Annotated in this window: 8 protein-coding genes; 4 read left to right on the top strand and 4 right to left on the bottom strand. The window is 70.2% G+C overall.

Annotated features, from left to right (window positions below; genetic code table 11):
- Window positions 1–69: 69 nt before the first annotated feature.
- The 3 genes from PX701_RS13260 to PX701_RS13250 all read right to left on the bottom strand — a co-directional run bounded on the left by PX701_RS13260 (window position 70) and on the right by PX701_RS13250 (window position 3,590).
- Window positions 70–1,182, bottom strand: coding sequence for a BMP family lipoprotein (locus PX701_RS13260; protein WP_231431634.1), 1,113 nt, complete (start codon window positions 1,180–1,182; stop codon window positions 70–72).
- Between the two features lie 184 nt (window positions 1,183–1,366).
- Entirely contained in the window at window positions 1,367–2,437 is a 1,071-nt protein-coding gene (locus tag PX701_RS13255; protein ID WP_275506554.1) for a BMP family lipoprotein, read from the bottom strand.
- A 34-nt stretch (window positions 2,438–2,471) separates the two neighbouring features.
- On the bottom strand, window positions 2,472–3,590 hold the full coding sequence (locus PX701_RS13250) for a mannose-1-phosphate guanylyltransferase (RefSeq protein ID WP_275506553.1): 1,119 nt from the start codon (window positions 3,588–3,590) through the stop codon (window positions 2,472–2,474).
- 169 nt (window positions 3,591–3,759) lie between these two features.
- On the opposite strand from PX701_RS13250, the gene sdhC reads away from it, so the two are divergent.
- From sdhC to PX701_RS13230, 4 genes are read left to right on the top strand one after another with little or no spacing between them, the layout of a single operon-like run.
- Complete coding sequence (gene sdhC, locus PX701_RS13245) at window positions 3,760–4,182, top strand: succinate dehydrogenase, cytochrome b556 subunit (protein WP_231431637.1); 423 nt, start codon at window positions 3,760–3,762, stop codon at window positions 4,180–4,182.
- A gap of 11 nt (window positions 4,183–4,193) precedes the next feature.
- A complete protein-coding gene (locus PX701_RS13240) occupies window positions 4,194–4,643 on the top strand; it encodes a succinate dehydrogenase hydrophobic membrane anchor subunit (RefSeq protein ID WP_231431638.1) in 450 nt (149 codons plus the stop codon).
- 7 nt (window positions 4,644–4,650) lie between these two features.
- Window positions 4,651–6,459, top strand: a complete 1,809-nt coding sequence (gene sdhA / locus PX701_RS13235) for a succinate dehydrogenase flavoprotein subunit (RefSeq protein WP_231431639.1) — start codon at window positions 4,651–4,653, stop codon at window positions 6,457–6,459.
- Between the two features lie 2 nt (window positions 6,460–6,461).
- Window positions 6,462–7,232, top strand: a complete 771-nt coding sequence (locus PX701_RS13230) for a succinate dehydrogenase iron-sulfur subunit (RefSeq protein WP_275506552.1) — start codon at window positions 6,462–6,464, stop codon at window positions 7,230–7,232.
- 145 nt (window positions 7,233–7,377) lie between these two features.
- Here the strand turns inward: PX701_RS13230 and PX701_RS13225 are convergent, their stop codons facing one another.
- On the bottom strand, window positions 7,378–17,385 hold the full coding sequence (locus PX701_RS13225; protein ID WP_275506551.1) for a hypothetical protein: 10,008 nt from the start codon (window positions 17,383–17,385) through the stop codon (window positions 7,378–7,380).
- Window positions 17,386–17,552 lie beyond the last annotated feature (167 nt).

Here is a 17,552-nt window from a genome sequence, read left to right as displayed (position 1 = left end):
AGCGCGCGACCGGTGGAACGCAGATCGGGGAGGCCGGCGAACCGGCCTCCCCGATCAGGCGGTCACGAGCTACTCCTGCGCCGAGAGGTACGACTCGACGGGAACGTCACCCGAGATGATGGCGGCCTTCAGGTCGTCGAGCTCGCCCTGGAGCTCGGGCGAGACCTTCGACTCGAAGTCGTGGAACGGCGCGATGCCGACGCCCTCGTTCTCGAGCGTGCCGACGTACGGGGCCGGGTCGAATTCGCCGGTGCCGGCGGCGAGCACCGAGTCGTAGGTCGCCACGTCGATGCCCTTGAGGATCGAGGTGAGGATCAGGTCGGCGACCGAGGGGTCGGTCTGCGTGAGGTCGGCGTCGACGCCGAGCATCGCGATGTCACGGCCCGAGTCGCGCACGGCGGCCGCGCCCGACTGGTAGATCGGGCCGCCGACGGGCAGCAGCACGTCGATGTTCTGGTCGATGAGCGCCTGCGCGGTCTGGCGGGCCTGGTCGTTCGCCTCGAAGCCGCCGGTGAAGGAGCCGTCCTGCTTGGCGCGGTCCCAGCCGACGACCTTGACGTCGGTGCCCTTCTCGCCGTTGTAGTAGTCGACGCCCTGGGCGAAGCCGTCCATGAAGATCGACACGGTCGGGAAGTTCATGCCGCCGTAGGTGCCGACGACGCCGGTCTCCGAGAAGTCGGCGCCCGCGTAGCCCGCGAGGAACGCGGCCTGGGCGGTGTCGAAGAGGATCGGCTTGATGTTCTCCGAGTCGACGGTGCCGTCGAAGTCGTTGTCGGCCGCGTCGTCGATGATGATGTATTCGATGTCGGGGTTCGCCAGTGCCGACTCGACCGTGGCGGCCGAGAGCGCGAAGCCGACGGTCACGATGACGGAGCAGCCCTGGTCGACGAGGCTCGAGAGGTTCGGGGCGTACTCGGTCTCGTCCTTCGACTCGACCGTGATCGCCTCGACGCCGAGCTCGTCGGCGGCCTTCGTGATGCCCTCGAATCCGAGCTGGTTGAAGGACTTGTCGTCGAAACCGCCCGCGTCGGAGACCATGCACGGCTGGAAGCCGTCGATCGCCTGCGCAGTCGGTTCGGCAGTCTCCTCCGAGGGCGCGGATGCGCAGCCCGCGAGCAGCAGTGCGCTGCTGCCGAGCAGCGCGAGACCGCCGAGCGCGGCCTTCTTGGTCGTGACCTTCACTGTGTCCTCCAAAGACGCAAGACCCCGACCTTCGCGGGGGCTGATCGATGTCACGTTACCCAATGTTTCGTCGAGCGCGATCGTTCCCGGGGCGCGCGATCGTCAATGGTTATGAATACGCGACATTCTGCTCATATGAGCAAGTGATCTGCCCCGCGAACGGGGGTGAAGCGGTACCCGGGGGTCAGGACCGCTGCGGAGCGCTCGGGGAGTCGACCACCAGGTCGCCCGAGATGATCTCCTGGCGCAACCCCTCGATCTCGGCGTCGAGCTCCTCCGACACGAGGGGCGCGAGGTCGTGGTACGGGGCGATCTCGACCCCGCCGTTGGCGAGGCTGCCGATGTACGGGTCGTTCGTGAACTCGTCGCCGACGACGTCGCCGACGATCTCGACCATCGCGTCCTGGGTGTTCTTCAGCACGCTCGTGAGGATCACGGGTCGGTACTCGGCGGAGAGCGTCTCGTAGCCGTCGCTGTCGACCCAGATCACCGAGACCCCGTCGTGCTCGAGCGCCGCCGCCGCCGACCCCTCGCCGACCTGTCCGGCCACCGGCAGGATCACGTCGGCGCCCTGGTCGATGAAGCCCTGCGTGAGCGTCTTGCCCTTGTTGACGTCTTCGAAGTCGCCCGTGAACGCGCCGTCCTGCGTCGCCTTGTCCCAGCCGAGCGCCCGCACGTTCGTGCCGTGCACCTCGTTGTACTTCGCGACGCCGTCGACGAAGCCGTCCATGAAGAGCGTGACGGGCGGCTGGTTGCCGCCGCCGAACGTCGCGACGACGCCCGTCTTCGAGACGCCTGCCGCGAGGTAGCCGGCCAGGAACGACGCCTGCGCCGTGTCGAAGACGACGGGCTTGATGTTCTCGCCCTCGACCGTCTCGTCGACGATCACGAAGTCGAGGTCGGGATTCTTGGACGCCTGGTCGGTCGTGGACTCGGCGAGCTCCCAGCCGACGGTGACGATCAGCTGGCAGTCCGAGTCGACCGCCTGGGCGACGTTCGGCGCGAGATCGGTCTCGCCGGTCGAGACGATCGCCTCGGCCTCGATGCCGTACTCCGCTTCTGCGGCCTGCAGGCCCTCCCAGCTCGACTGGTTGAACGAACGGTCCTCGAGCCCTCCCGAGTTCGTGACCATCCGCGCGCAGACGTCGCTCGCCGCGTCGGTGGGGCCGGTCTCGGGCGCGGTCGCGCACGAGACGAGGGCGAGGGATGCCACGGCCAGCGTGACGACGACGATGCTGCGCTGTGTCCGAGGCATCCTGAACCCTGTCTCTCCGTCGAATGTCGTTCGGTCAGAGCACGTCGCTCGAGCCGCCGAGCCGCAGGGCGTCGACGACCGCCTTCACGCGCTGCGCGTGCTCGCTCGTGGTGACCAGCAGCGCGTCGGGAGTGTCGACCACGACGATATCGCGAACGCCGATGAGACTGATCACCCGCTTCGAACGGCTCACGACGATGCCGCTCGAGGCGTCCGCGAGGACCCGGGCGTGCTCGCCGAGGATGGCGAGCTCGCCCGACCGCCCTGCCGTGTTGAGCTTCGCGAGCGAGGCGAAGTCGCCGACGTCGTCCCACTGGAAGTGCCCGCGGATGACGGCGAGCCGGCCCGCGGCGGCGGCCGGCTCGGCGACGGAGTAGTCGATCGCGATCTTCTCGAGCTTCGGCCAGATGCGGTCGACGGCGGGGCCTCGGGTGGCGGGGTCCTCCCACGCTTCCGCGAGTTCGAGGAGTCCGGCGTGCAGCTCGGGCTTGTTGCGCTCGATCTCGGCGAGCAGCTGGTCGGCGCGCGCGATGAACATGCCCGCGTTCCAGAGGTGGCGGCCGCCCGAGAGGTAGCGCTTCGCGGTCGCGAGGTCGGGCTTCTCGACGAAGCTCGACACCGCCTCGGCGTGCTCGGTGCCCGGGATGTCGAGCGGGTCGCCGCACTCGATGTAGCCGAAGCCGACCGCCGGCTCGGTCGGCGTGATGCCGATCGTGGCGATGTACCCGGCCTTCGCCGCGGCGACGGCCTCGGTGACCGCGGCCCGGAAGAGCGCGTCGCCCGAGATGACGTGGTCGGCGGCGAAGGAGCCGATGACGACCCCGGGCTCGCGGCGCTCGAGGATCGCCGCGGCGAGCCCGATCGCGGCCGTCGAGTCGCGCGGCTCGGATTCGAGCACGATGTTCGCGTCGGCGAGGTCGGGCAGTTGCTCTTCGACGGCGCCGCGATGCGCGCGGCCCGTGACGATCATGATGCGCTGGTCGCCCGAGAGCGGGGCCAGGCGGTCCCACGTGTCCTTGAGGAGCGTCTGCCCCGAGCCGGTGAGGTCGTGCAGGAACTTCGGCGCGTCGGCGCGCGAGAGCGGCCACAGCCTGGATCCCACGCCCCCGGCCGGGATGATCGTGTAGAAGCCCTCGAGCGGTTCGGGAGTCATCCGCTCAGGATAGCCGTGCACCCGGCCGGCGACGATTCGCCGCGGCGGCGAGCGGCTAAGGGTGCCCTCACCTGCATGGCGAGCGAGCCGGGTCTAGACTCGGAGCGGGCCGTCGTGCCCCTGCGTCCGCATGTCCGGACGAGATTCACACAGCCAGGGAGGGTTGTTCATGCCAGAGACCTCGGCAGGAACCCTGACCGCACCCGACAAGCCGGCGAAGCAGAAGCCGGGCGGCACGCTCTATCGCGGCCACGAGGGTATGTGGTCATGGGTGCTGCACCGCATCACAGGTGTCGCCATCTTCTTCTTCCTCCTCGTGCACATCCTCGACACGGCACTCGTGCGGGTGAGCCCCGAGGCCTACAACACGGTCATCGGCGCGTACCAGACGCCGATCATGGGGCTCGGCGAGGTCGCCCTCGTCGGTGCGATCGTGTTCCACGCCTACAACGGGCTGCGCATCATCCTGGTCGACTTCTGGGCCTGGGCAACGCGCCACCAGAAGGTGCTGTTCTGGGTCGTCGTCGCCCTCTGGGCCGTCACGATGCTGGCCTTCACGCCCCGCCACCTGATGAACGTGTTCGGACACTGAGGGGAAGCGACATGACTGCGACCATCGAAGCTCCTCGCACCCCTGCGCGACCGGCCCGCAAGGGCGGCGCGAACCTCGAGAAGTGGGGCTGGATCTACATGCGCGCCTCGGGCGTGCTGCTGCTCGTGCTCATCTTCGGGCACCTCTTCACGAACCTCATGCTCGGCGACGGCATCCACGCCATCGACTTCGGCTTCGTCGGCGGCAAGTGGGCCGACCCCTTCTGGCAGTGGTGGGACGTGCTGATGCTCTGGCTCGCGCTCATCCACGGCGCCAACGGCATGCGCACCCTCGTGAACGACTACACGAACCCCGGCACGGTGCAGAAGCTCCTGAAGGGCGCGCTGTTCGCCGCGGCCGCAGTGCTGATCGTGCTCGGCACGCTCGTGGTGTTCACCTTCGACCCGTGCCCCGCTGGCGCCCCGGCGGACCTCCTCCCCAGTTTCTGCGCCGCGCTCTAGGAGACCCGTGACCAGCGAAACCCACGCCGAGACCCAGGTCATCGACGGCGTCCACTACCACCAGTACGACATCGTGATCGTCGGCGCCGGCGGCGCCGGCATGCGAGCCGCGATCGAGGCCGGCCCCGGCGCGAAGACGGCCGTCATCTCGAAGCTGTACCCGACGCGCTCGCACACGGGCGCGGCGCAGGGCGGCATGGCCGCAGCGCTCGCGAACGTCGAAGAGGACTCGTGGGAGTGGCACACCTTCGACACCGTCAAGGGCGGCGACTACCTCGTCGACCAGGACGCGGCCGAGATCCTCGCGAAAGAGGCGATCGACGCGGTCATCGACCTCGAGAACATGGGCCTGCCGTTCAACCGCACGCCCGAGGGCAAGATCGACCAGCGGCGCTTCGGCGGCCACACCCGCGACCACGGCAAGGCGCCGGTGCGCCGCGCCTGCTATGCGGCCGACCGCACCGGTCACATGATCCTGCAGACGCTGTTCCAGAACTGCGTCAAGCTCGGCATCGAGTTCTACAACGAGTACTACGCCCTCGACGTCGTGATGACCGAGGTCGACGGCGTCGCCCAGCCGTCGGGCGTCGTCGCCTACGAGCTCGCGACCGGCGAACTGCACGTCTTCCAGGCGAAGGCGATCATCTTCGCCACCGGCGGCTTCGGGAAGATCTTCAAGACGACGTCGAACGCGCATACCCTCACGGGCGACGGCGTCGGCATCATCTGGCGCAAGGGCCTGCCGCTCGAGGACATGGAGTTCTTCCAGTTCCACCCGACCGGGCTCGCCGGGCTCGGCATCCTCCTCACCGAGGGCGCCCGCGGCGAGGGCGCGATCCTGCGCAACGCGAGCGGCGAGCGCTTCATGGAGCGCTACGCCCCCACCATCAAGGACCTGGCGCCCCGCGACATCGTCGCGCGCTGCATGGTGCAGGAGGTCGCTGAGGGTCGCGGCGCCGGACCGCACAAGGACTACGTGCTGCTCGACTGCACCCACCTGGGCGCCGAGGTGCTCGAGACGAAGCTGCCAGACATCACCGAGTTCGCCCGCACCTATCTCGGTGTCGACCCGGTGTACGAGCCGGTGCCCGTCATGCCGACCGCGCACTACGCGATGGGCGGCATCCCGACCAACAACAACGCCGAGGTGCTGCGCGACAACACCACGGTCGTGCCGGGCCTGTACGCCGCCGGCGAGTGCGCGTGCGTCTCGGTGCACGGCTCGAACCGACTCGGCACGAACTCGCTGCTCGACATCAACGTCTTCGGCAAGCGCGCCGGTCGCAACGCGGTCGAGTACGTGAACTCGGGCGTCGACTTCCTGCCGCTGCCGGATGATCCCGCTGCCGCCGTCCGCGACATGCTCGTGGGCCTCCGCGACTCGACGGGCACCGAGCGGATCGCCGCGATCCGCAAGGAGCTGCAGGACGAGATGGACCGCAACGCCCAGGTGTTCCGCACCGACGAGTCGCTCGCCCACGCGGCCGGTGTCATCGCGGGTCTCCGCGAGCGCTACAAGAACGTCGCGGTGCAGGACAAGGGCAAGCGGTTCAACACCGACCTGCTCGAGGCCGTCGAGCTCGGGTTCCTGCTCGACCTCGCCGAGGTCGTCGTCACGAGCGCCCGCAACCGCGAGGAGAGCCGTGGCGGTCACATGCGCGACGACTTCCCGAACCGCGACGACGAGAAGTTCATGCAGCACACGATGGCCTACCTGTCGGGCGACGCGCACTCGTCCGACGCGAGCGACCACATCCGGCTCGACTGGAAGCCGGTCGTCATCACGCGCTACCAGCCGATGGAGAGGAAGTACTGATCGTGAGCACCGCCACGCTCGAAGCACAGCAGCCCGGCGCATCGGCGTCCGACGCGATCCAGTCGTTCACCGTCACCTTCCTCATCCGCCGCTTCGACCCCGACGTCGACACCGAGCCGCGCTGGCAGGACTTCGACGTCGAGATGTACGCGACCGACCGCGTGCTCGACGCGCTGCACAAGATCAAGTGGGAGCAGGACGGCTCGCTGACCTTCCGCCGTTCGTGCGCCCACGGCATCTGCGGGTCCGACGCGATGCGCATCAACGGCCGCAACCGGCTCGCGTGCAAGACCCTCATCAAGGACCTCGACATCTCGAAGCCCATCTACGTCGAGGCGATCAAGGGCCTGCCACTCGAGAAGGACCTCATCGTCGACATGGAGCCGTTCTTCGCGAGCTACCGCGAGGTGCAGCCGTTCCTCGTGGCGACCTCGACGCCCGAGGCGGGCAAGGAGCGCGTGCAGTCGGTCGCCCAGCGTGCGATCTTCGACGACACCACGAAGTGCATCCTGTGCGCCGCGTGCACCTCGTCGTGCCCCGTGTTCTGGACCGACGGCCAGTACTTCGGTCCGGCCGCGATCGTGAACGCGCACCGCTTCATCTTCGACTCGCGCGACGACAACGCGCAGACCCGCCTCGACATCCTCAACGACAAGGAGGGAGTCTGGCGCTGCCGCACGACCTTCAACTGCACCGAGGCGTGCCCCCGCGGCATCGAGGTCACGAACGCCATCGCCGAGGTGAAGCAGGCCGTCATGCGCGGAAAGCCGTAACCTCGCAGCACCTCGAACGGGGCCGGTCGCCGATGGCGACCGGCCCCGTTCGCGTCGACGCACCCGCTGCGCCGACCTCCGACCTGTCGGGTCGCCGCCGCCCGAGCTGGGGGGCTTCGGGCGGCGGCGGCCGTTCCGTCGGGCGCTACTCGGTGCGCCGCTCCCCCGGCCGGCGGCGACGGACGATCGTCACCGCGACCAGCAGCGCGCCGGTCAGCAGCAGCCCGGCAGCTCCCCACAGGAAGGGGCTCCCCGCGAACCCGGTCGACGCGATGCCCGGGGTCGGGTTCGGGGTCGGCGACGGGTCCGTCACGACGGTGACCGTGACGGTCGAGTCGTCGCACAGCACGGGAAGCTCGGGATCGACCGCCGAGGTCGGGGCGACACCGTCTCCGCCCGTCGCGTCGTCCTCGGCCTCCGGTCCGACCGGTGCATCGTCGGGGTCGTTCCAGCAGACCTCGCCGGTGTTGTCGACGCGACCGACGCTCGACTCGGGATCGAGCACCACGGAGAGCACGACGTCCGGGGCATCCGGCTCGGTTCCTCCGATCATGCCGGTGAGCACGCAGTGCAGCGTGCCGCCGTAGCCGTCGGCATCCGCGTCGTTCACCGCGCAGTCGTCCCAGCGCGGGAACGCGGGCGCCTCGTCGGTCGTGATGGCCGTGACCTTCAGGTCGGACGGGATCTCGTCGAAGAGCTCCATGTTCTCGATCGCGCCGAGGCCCGAGTTGGTCACCGAGAGGGTGTAGTCGAACGCGCCGCCCGGCTTCACCTCGTCGACGCTCGCCGTCTTCACGATCTCGACCGACGGATCGCGCACGACCTCGCACGCGGGCGTCGCCTGCGGGTAGACCGCGAGGATCGACTCGCTCGGGTTGACCGAGAAGGTGATCGTCATCGGGTTCACCTGGTCCGCGAACGCGTAGCTCTCGAGCTTCGAGTCCTTGACCATGTTCTCCCACGCGGCGACGATGCCGTTCTCGCCGACGACGTCGCCCTCCTCCACGAGGCGCCACCCGGGCCACCCGATCGAGATGCCGTCGTCGTCCACGACGCCGTACGGCCAGAGCAGGCGCCCCGCGCGCTCGCTCCACGGGATCTCGGTGACGATCGGCTCGGCGTCGGGGTAGACGCTCGGATCGGGCGTCCAGGTCACCGTGATCGGACCGGGCTCGACGTCGTCGGAGATCGCGATGTCGTAGTAGAGGTACGGCACGTCGTTGACGCAGCGGGTGTACGCGGCCGAGTCGATCGCCTTGGTCGGCACGTCGACGTCGTCGCAGTCGTTCTCGGGCACCATGTCGGGGATGACCCCGTCCTCGGCCACGGGCATGACCCGGGCGAACTCGGGCTCCTGGCCTGCGACGATCGCCACGCACGCCTCGTTGTGGATGTCTCCGAGGTCGACGGTCGGCAGCTCGGGTGCCGGGTCGTCGGGTCCGACCGGCGGAGCCGGCGGCAGCGGCGCGGGCACGGCCACCTGCACCGGGATGGTGATCGTCGTCACCGCACCGGCCGGGTACGTCCCCGTATAGGTCGCCGCGAACGCGTTCTCGGTGACGCCCGAGGTCTGCGCCCACGTTCCCGGCTGCACCGGCGAATCGGCGGCTTCGAAGGTCGCCGCTCCGGTGACGATCAGGTCGTCGGGCAGCACGTCGCCGACCTCGAGCCCCGGCGCGTCGAGGGTGCCGTGGTTCGTCACGGTCAGGGAGTACTCGAAGGCGTCGCCGGCCTGGACGGCCGTCGTCCCCTCGGGCAGCAGGACGTCCTTCCCGATGCCGACGTCGAGCGAGTCGGCGACGTTGTTCAGGGTGCACGCCGTGGTGCCGCCGGTCGCCACCAGCGCGTGCGTGACCGCGGCGTCGCCGCAGAGCCAGGCCTCTGGGTGGTAATAGGCGGCGAAGGGGTTGCCCGCATGCGTGGCGGCCAGCTGCTCGGCGAGCAGGTACGAACCGGTCGGCACGACGAGCTCGACGCCGCCGCCGTTCAGGAACTGCGCGAGGAGCGATCCGGAGTCGCCGCTGAGGTTCCAGTCGGCGGCGACGAGCAGCTCGGAGGGATCGATCCCGAGGTCGAGGAGCGCCGAGTTGTCGACGGTCTTCGACAGCTTCAGCTTGCCGACCGGAATCTCCGTGCAGCCTTCGAGCTCGGTGACGAGCATGCCGTTCCGCAGCTCGGCGGTGTTCAGGAACCCGCCGCCGGTCTCGCTCGCCTCGCACGTCGCGAGGTCGATCGAGGTGATCGACGCGACGTTCGCGCGCACCGTGACGGTCCACACGTGCGTGTCGCCCGCGGTGATCGGCTGCGCGGTCGCGAGGGTCGTGGCGTCCTGCCCGTTCCACCCCGCCACCTCATCGCCGTCGGGATCCTCGGCGGTCGCCGACTCGATGGTCACGCCGTCGGGGAAGGCGAGCGCGTCGTCGAGGTCGTAGACGAGATCGTGATCGCCGACCGTGCCGACGGTGATGTCGTAGGTCACCTCCCAGTCGCCGAGTCCGAGGCTCGTCGCCGGGTGCGCGACCTTCGTCGCCGTGGTGCGGCCGGGCTCGTCGCAGGCGTCGGCACCCGACGGCACCCCGGCCACGGTGAGCACGGCGGTGTTCGCGAAGCCGCCCTGCTCGCCCGGCACGCAGCTCGTCGATCCCTCGACCTCCTCGGTCGCCGGGTCGTCCCACACCGCATCGGCGGCGACGGTCGCCTGCACGGTCACGACGTACTCGTGGCTCCCCGCCGAGGCGGGCAGGACCACGTCGTTCGCGAGCTCCTCGACGGGCTCGCCGGCCGGGTCCTCCCATTCGCCCTCGGCACCGTCCGGTCCGGTCCACACGGCCTCATCGATGTCGATGCCATCGCCGAACCCGGCGAGCGAGTCGACCAGGTCGTACGTGACGGCCGACACGTGGCTCTCGTTGAACACCGTGACCCGGTACTCGATGCTCCAGGTGCCGTCGTCGAGTTGTTCGACGCCGATGACCTGCTTGTCGAGGGAGTACTCCGCGGGCTGCGCCGTGTTCACGATCGTGCAGGTGACGTCGTCGCCCGGTTCGAGGTTCACGGTGTCGTCGTCGAGGACGCCCGGCGCGTCGCAGCTCCATGCGCCGGCGTCGAACTCGTCGGCGCCGTCGAAGTCGCTCGCGAGCTCGCCCAGCACGTAGTCGACGTTCGCCTCGACCTCACCGGTGGCGGTGCCCGCGCCGGCGACGATCGCGGACTCGCCCTCCTCGGTGGCGGAGACCGTCCACAGCGTCGGCGGGAACTCCGCCTCGACCGAATCGGGCGCGACGTCCTTCACGAGCGTGAGGGTGGGTGCGATGTCGGTGTTCTCGATCACGCAGTCGACGGTGGCGCCGAGCTCGTCGACGGTCAGCTGCGCCGTCGCCGCGCCGTCGTCGGAGACGAGCGTGAACGCGTCGTCGCCCTGCTCCGAGCTGCAGCTCCACGTGGCAGAGACCTCGTAGTCGACGCCGTCCTCCCAGGCGGGCGACACCTCGCCGAGCGTGTACGCGACGTCGAGGTCGACCGCCCCGCTCGCCGTGGCCGGGCCGCCGAATCCGTCGTCCGGGCCGGTCGCCGAGACCGTCCAGTCGGACGCGACCGCGTCGCCGCCGTGGGCGTTCACCACGTGCTTCTCGAGGTTCACCGTCTGCACGCACTCGACTTCGTTCGTGACGAGGAACGTCGACACCGAGGCATCCAGCCGGTGTTCGCCCGTGCCGTTCGAGACCGCGTCGACGATCTCGCACCCGATCGGGACGACCACGTCGGTCTCGCCGATCGCGACCTCGTCGCCGATCGCATACGGACCGCTCTCGGCACCCCAGTCGACGTCGGAGCCGTCGAGCCGACCCTGAGCGCCGAACCCTGCGGGCAGGTCGTCGCTGTCCCAGGCGATCGGATCGCCGCCGTCGATGACCCAGGCCTTGTCGACGATGACGACGACGGGAACGTCGACGCAGCCGTCATCGCTCCACTCGCCGCCCGAGGTGACGACCGCCCGGTTGAGGAGGCCCTGGCCGTCGTCGTCGCCGCCGCAGCGGAGCGCCGGACCCTCGGCGTCGGCGTCGACCGTGAACGAGACGGTCACCGTGTAGGTGTGCATCGCTCCCCCGGCGAGCGCCTGGTCCAGGGCGATCACGTCGGTGGCCGGGTCGGCTCCGTTCCAGTCGGGGTCGACCGTGACGTCGGTGCTCTCGACCGAGCGGTCGGTGATCGTGACGCCGCCGGCGAAGTCGGGGGTGTCGGCGAGATCGTAGACGAGCCCCTGCGTAGCGCTCGAGTTCGTCACCGTGAGCTCGTACGACACCTCCCAGTGGTCTCCCGACTTCACGGCCTCGCTGCCGATCGGGGTCTTCGCGATCACCGGCCGGGCCGGCACGGCGCAGCCGTCGTCCGACTGCGGCACGCCGCCCGACGTGAGCGTCGCCCGGTTGAGGAAGCCGACGTTCGGCGACTCCTCGGTCGGCGCGCAGGTCGTGGTCGTCGGGTCGGCGAACGCCGCCTCGTCCGCCTTCGCCGTGACCGTCACCGTGTAGGTGTGGGTGGCCCCCTCGGCGATCGGCTTCGGCGTGGGACCGACGATCGTCGCGGTGTCGCCGGTCTGCGGGTCGGCGCCCCAGGTGCCGTCGTCGCCCCCGCCCGACCACGTGGCCGACTCGATGTCGATCGCGCCGCCGACGTGCAGCGTGTCGTCGAGCGTGTAGGTCGACACGTAGTCGGGGTTGCCGGTCACCGTGATCTCGTAGACCGCGGTCCACGTGCCGTCTCCGGCCTGCGTCACCGTCGGGTCCGACTTCGCGATCGTCGGGCGACCGCCCTCCCGCACGGGCGTGCAGTCCCAGTCGGAGTCGGTGATCGCCCCGCTCGTGACCGTCGCCGTGTTCAGGAAGCCCCTGCCCGGTGTGCCGTTCTCGGTGCACTGCCGGTCGTCGGCCGTCACCGCGCCGGCCGGCGCGTCGACGTTGAACACGAGGGTGTAGACCGCCAGGTCGCCGCCGAGGATCGGGGCGTCCGTCGCGAGGGTGATCGCACCGCCCGCGTACGGCTGTGCGGGACCGCCGTTGATGCTCACGGTGTTGAAGGCGACGCCGCCCGGGTAGGCGGGCGTGTCGGCCAGCGAGTAGTGGGCGGGCTTGGCGCCCGGGGCCGAATTGTCGACCGTGACGGTGTAACTCACGTTCCACGAGGCATCCGGCTGCTGCGCCGCCGTCGCCCCCGTCTTCTCGACCGTCGGCGCGCTCGGCGCGTCGCAGGCGGTGTCGGTGAGGATCGCCCCACCGGCGGTCAGCGTCGCGAGGTTGTTGAACGCGCCGTTCGCGCCATCCTGCGGGCAGAGCGCCTGCGCGTCCGTCAGCGCGGGCCCGTCGAGCGCGATGCCCGTCACGGTGATCCGGTACGTGTGCTTGGGATCGGGGTCGCCCGCCGCGAGGTAGACGTCGCTCGCGATCGCGCCCGATCCGGCCCACGCGCTCGGGAACGGAGAGCCGTCCTTCGTGATGGCGTAGGAGGCCGCCGAGAGGTCGACGCCCGCGCCGAACCTCAGCGCGTCGGCGAGCGAGTAGGTGCCGCCGGCCGCGCCGGTGTTCGTCACGACCAGGTCGTAGGCGATGCTCCAGAGGCCGTCGGAGTGCTGGGCCACCGAGCCGGCGGCGACCTGCTTGTCGATCGCCATGGTCGGCGGCGTGAGGGTCACGCACCCCGTGGCACCGTCGGTCTGGTTGCCGGACTCGAGCGTGGCGGTGTTGTCGAGGCCGCCGTCGCCCGGGCAGCGGAAGCCCGCCTGGTCGGCGCCGATCTCCACGACGACCTGCACCTCGTAGACGTGCTCGTCGAGGCCGGCCGTGCCCGGCAGCGTCACGTCGTCGGCGAGCAGGGTGTTCGGCGCGAAGCCCGTCCACGAGGCCACGGTCGGCACGGGCTGTGCGACCACCGTCGCGGGACCCGTCGGGACCGCGCCGGCCGGCAGGTCGAGCTCGTCGACGAGGTCGTAGACGACGCTCGTCGTGGCCGACGGGTTCGTGACGGTGATGGTGTACGGCAGTGTCCACGTCCCGTCGCCGTTGTCGACCGCCGTGCCGCCGGTCTTGGCGATCGTCGGCTTCACCGGCAGGGCGCAGTCGGATGCCTCGTACGGGGTCTGTCCGACGTACATCGTCGCCGTGTTGAGGAAGCCGACGGTGCCCGGCTCGAGCTCATCGCAAGCCGGAGCGGTCGTGCCGTCGAAGTCGGCGCCGTCGTCGACGGTCGCGTTCACGGTCACCCGCCAGGTGTGCGAGGTGCCCGCGGCGAGCGCGGGCTCGCCGTCGAACGGCTGGATCTGGTCGAACGCGACCGTCCACGGCTGGCTCGACCCGGCCGGCAGCGGCAGCACGCGCTGGTAGCTGGCACTGTTCACCGTGACGTCGGAGCCGAAGTGCAGCTCGTCGGAGAGGATGTAGCCGAGCGGCTGGAAGGCGCTCGGGTTCGTCACCACGACGTCGTACGTGACGGTCCAGCTGCCGTCGGCGTTCGGCACGGGCACCGCCGCCGTCTTCGTGATCGACGGGGTGATCGGCTTCAGCGTGTTCGTGACCGTGCACGACACCTCGTCGCCGGCGCCGAGGGCGGGCACGGCCGCACCGGGAACGCCCGGCCCGTCGTTCAGCGAACAGCTCCAGACGCCGGCGGCGAACTGGTCGGCGTCCGCGAGGTCGGTGGTCTCGGCGAGTTCGAGCGCGACGCCCGCCGGCACGGTGACCGGGCCACCCGTGCCACCCGGGCCCTGGGCCACGACCTGGTGGTCGTCGGAGCGGCTCGCGCTGAGCGTCCAGCCGTCCGCGGGCGCGACATCACCGGTCACGATCTTCGTGAGTTCGAGCGTCGGGGCGATCGGGTCGTTGTGCACGACGCACGTGCCCTGCCCGAGGGCCGCCACCGTGATCTCGTTCGTCTCGACGAACTGGCCGTTCGGCGTCGTGCGGCACATGATCGACGTCTGCTCCCAGCCGTCGGGGCCGCCGGTCTCGGAGATCGTGTAGGTCTGGCCGGGGCGCACGAAGACCGTGTCGCCCGAGGTCGCCTCGACGGGGTCCAGGCCGGCGGGCGCCGGCGCCTCGGGCGTCGCGACCAGGGTCCAGTCGGCGGGGTCGGCGTCGATGTCGAGATCGTTGACGACGTTCTTGACGAGCGTCAGCGACGCCGTCTGGTTGACCGCGGTGCACGTGACCCGGAAGCCGAGGGGCACGGTGACGCCGCCGTTGATCCCGTCGGCGAACCCGGGGATCGTGGTTCCCTCCTCGTCGACCTGCACGCAGTTCCAGCTGCCGGTCGCGGGCGGGGTCGGGATGCCGCCCGGAAGGATCGTCTGGACGTACCGCGGATCGCCGTCCTCGGTGAGGGGATAGCGCACCGCCGGGGTGACCGGTGCGGTCGCACCGCTCGTGCCGTTCGGGCCGGCGAGCGCGCCGACGGGGGCGACGGCGTCGAGCGTCCAGTCGGCCGGCTGCGCGTCGCCGTTCGCGACGCTCTTCACGAGCGTGAGCTCCGCGGTGCAGGTGACGACGTTCGTGAGCGTGAACGTGTTGCCGCCGGATTCGAGGGTCGGCGAGAACGGCAGCGTCTCGTCGACGACCTCACCGTTCGCGAGCGTGACCGTGCTCTTCGTCACGCGGCACAGGTCGCGGTCGCCGACGCCGGTCGTCTCGGAGATCGCGACTTCGTCGCCCGCGGTGTATCCCGTCTGCACGACCCCGAACGGCTTGTTCGCGCCGTCGAGCTTCAGCTGCGCGGTGAGTCCGGCGGGCTGGTTGCCGTTGGTGAAGGTCTGCCCGTTCACGATCCACGTCTTGTCGATCCGGACGTCGGCCTGCGGCTCGGGCGGGCGGTTCCAGACCGTGCAGGTGACGGCGACGGTCGGGCCGACGTCGATCGTGAAGCCGACCGCACCGTCGTTCACGACGGCGACCGGGTCACCCGACTCGACCTCGGTGCAGACCGCGTTCTTGCCGCCGGTCGTGACGAGCGAGTAGCCGGACTGCTGCGACTCGGTGACGGTCACCGACCCTGCCGACGACGCGTTGTCGAACTCGAGCGGGAAGTTGACCGCGCCGGTGCCGTCCTGCGTCGTGCCGCTCTGCGTCGCGGGCGTGATCTCGGGGTCGTTCGAGTCGACCGCGAACTCCCAGCCCGCTGTCGGGATCGCACCGGTCTTCTGCTCACCGGTCGTTCCCTCGTCGACCACCTGCTTGACGACGGAGACCGACCCTTCGCAGTCGCCGAGCGCGAGCTCGCGCAGGGTCTCGCCTGCCGCCTCGTAGTTCTCGGTCTGGAAGTAGTCGGAGCCCGCATCGGGGCCGGAGATCGCGACGAGGTTGTCGGGCGAGCCGTCGATGCCGTCGCCGACGCCGACCGCGACCATGCGGATACCGAGCGCCTTCACCGCGTTCGCGGAGAACACGCCGTTCTCGACCTCGCGGAAACGCGTGCGGTTGCCCGGCCCCTCGTCGTTCGAGTACACCGTCGGGTTGCCGTCGGTGAGGATGACGGCGAGGTCGTAGTCGATGCCGCTCGCGGCGACCTGGCTGATGCCGCGATCCCAGTTCGTCGCCTCGGTCGGGGTGCCGAAGTCGTCGATGTGCTCCTTGACGGTCTCGGCGCCGGCGGGCGTCGAGACGGGGGTCATCGACAGGTTCGATCCGGCCGAGGCCGGTGCGACGTTGTTGAACGTGTAGATGCCGATCTGCGAGGGGGTGCCGGTGAGCGCGTCCACGAAGTCCTTCGCGGCGTTCTTCAGCTGCGTCTCGTACGGTGCCACCGAGCCCGACAGGTCGATGACGAGGGCGACGTCGATGCCGCACTGCTGCGGAGCCACCGGGTTGACGCGGGAGTTCTGCCAGATGCCGCCCGACGCCTGGTTGTTGTCGTTGCCCGAGGCGATCATGAAATCGGCGCTCGAGGCGAGGTCGTCACCGCTGCCGACGACGGGTGTGCGGAAGCGGTACGCCTGCGAGCCGGGCGTCGAACCGATGGCGAGCGTGTCGTTCGAGAACCAGCCGGCCGGAACGTCGTCCGGCGCGACGCGCTGCACGACCCAGTAGCGGCTGCCGTCGGGGGTCGGCACGGTGAAGGTGCAGACGCCCGAGGCGTTCGACGTGCAGGTCGACCACGGCTGGCCGATGAGCGCACCGGGGGTGCCTGCGCTGTCGGCCCGCAGTTCGAGCTGCACGCCGGCGAGTCCGGAGACGCTCGCGGGGCCGGTGCGGTCGCCGCCGACGCGGACCGCGATGGTGGCGGGCTCGACGAGCGTGAACGTGAACGTGCAGTCGGCCCAGCGGCCGTTGGAGTTGGGGAAGGTCACCGTGCGGTCATCGGCGTCGAAGCTCGGATCGGCACCCTGCTGGCTGCTGACGTCGCAGTCGAACCCGGTGAGCGAGTACCCGGCGGCGCCGCCGTCGGCGTACAGCGTGTACGTCGAGTTGCGCGGTACCGGGCGCTCCTCGTCGTCGTCGAAGTCGTAGTTGTCCTGCGCGGCGTTCGCGCGGATCGCGTGCAGCGTCCAGGCGTCCGCCGTCGCGGACCCGCCGACGACCTCGATGCGCATCGTCAGGTCCGAGCAGTTGCTCGTGCAGTCGGCCGTGTCCGCAGGGAACGCCGCGAGCGGCGCGATCGCGGCCGCCTGCTGCTGCCGGTCCGCCGGCGGGTCGGTGCCCGATGTCGCCTTCGGCTCGGAGCTCGGCGGGTCGCTCGCCTCGGGCGCCTCGACGTCGGGCGTCTCCGTGGCGGCGGGCGGCTCGTCACCGGACTGGGGCGCGGCCGGCGGCTGCTCGGTCGTCGGCTCGTCGGCGGGCGCCTCGCTCGGCGTCGCGGCCGAATCCGAGCCCGTCTCCCGGGCGTCCGCCCCCTCGCCTGAGCCGTCCCCCGCGCTCGGCTCCGATTCGGATGCGTCCGCCGCGAGCTGCTCGGGCGTCTGCGACGACGCCGTCGACGAGGCGTCCGACGCGTCGACGCCGCCGGCCGCGGCGAACGCCATCGTCGGCAGGCCGATCGCGAGCATGGCGCCCGCGGTGATCGCCGCGATCGTCGCGCGGACCGATCGGGACCGGCGCTCGGCGCGGCGGCGGCGCGCACGACGGCCGTCGGGATTCGAGGCTGAGCGGAACGGGTCGAACAAGCTGTCCATGGTCGTCGAACCTTCTGATCGGGTATGCCGCGGCATTCGGAGGTCGCGCAGTTGCGCTGAGTCAATCAGAGAATTCGGGGGACACAACAGGGTACAGCTGGCACCAAAACGGGGGACAGAACAGGTTCCGAATACGCGCTGATCAGGACTTACGAAATTCTTGTCAC

Origin of the sequence: Agromyces chromiiresistens (genome assembly GCF_029167465.1) — a bacterium.
Taxonomy (GTDB): domain Bacteria; phylum Actinomycetota; class Actinomycetes; order Actinomycetales; family Microbacteriaceae; genus Agromyces; species Agromyces chromiiresistens.
The sequence above is the reverse complement of the archived record's forward strand: the minus strand, read 5'-3'. Positions and strand labels throughout refer to the sequence as shown.

Bases quoted from the DNA above. Each gene is read 5' to 3' on its own strand.
- PX701_RS13255 (WP_275506554.1), bottom strand. From the start codon at position 2,437: ATGCCTCGGACACAGCGCAGCATCGTCGTCGTCACGCTGGCCGTGGCA.
- PX701_RS13250 (WP_275506553.1), bottom strand. From the start codon at position 3,590: ATGACTCCCGAACCGCTCGAGGGCTTCTACACGATCATCCCGGCCGGG.
- sdhC (WP_231431637.1), top strand. From the start codon at position 3,760: ATGCCAGAGACCTCGGCAGGAACCCTGACCGCACCCGACAAGCCGGCG.
- PX701_RS13240 (WP_231431638.1), top strand. From the start codon at position 4,194: ATGACTGCGACCATCGAAGCTCCTCGCACCCCTGCGCGACCGGCCCGC.
- PX701_RS13225 (WP_275506551.1), bottom strand. From the start codon at position 17,385: ATGGACAGCTTGTTCGACCCGTTCCGCTCAGCCTCGAATCCCGACGGC.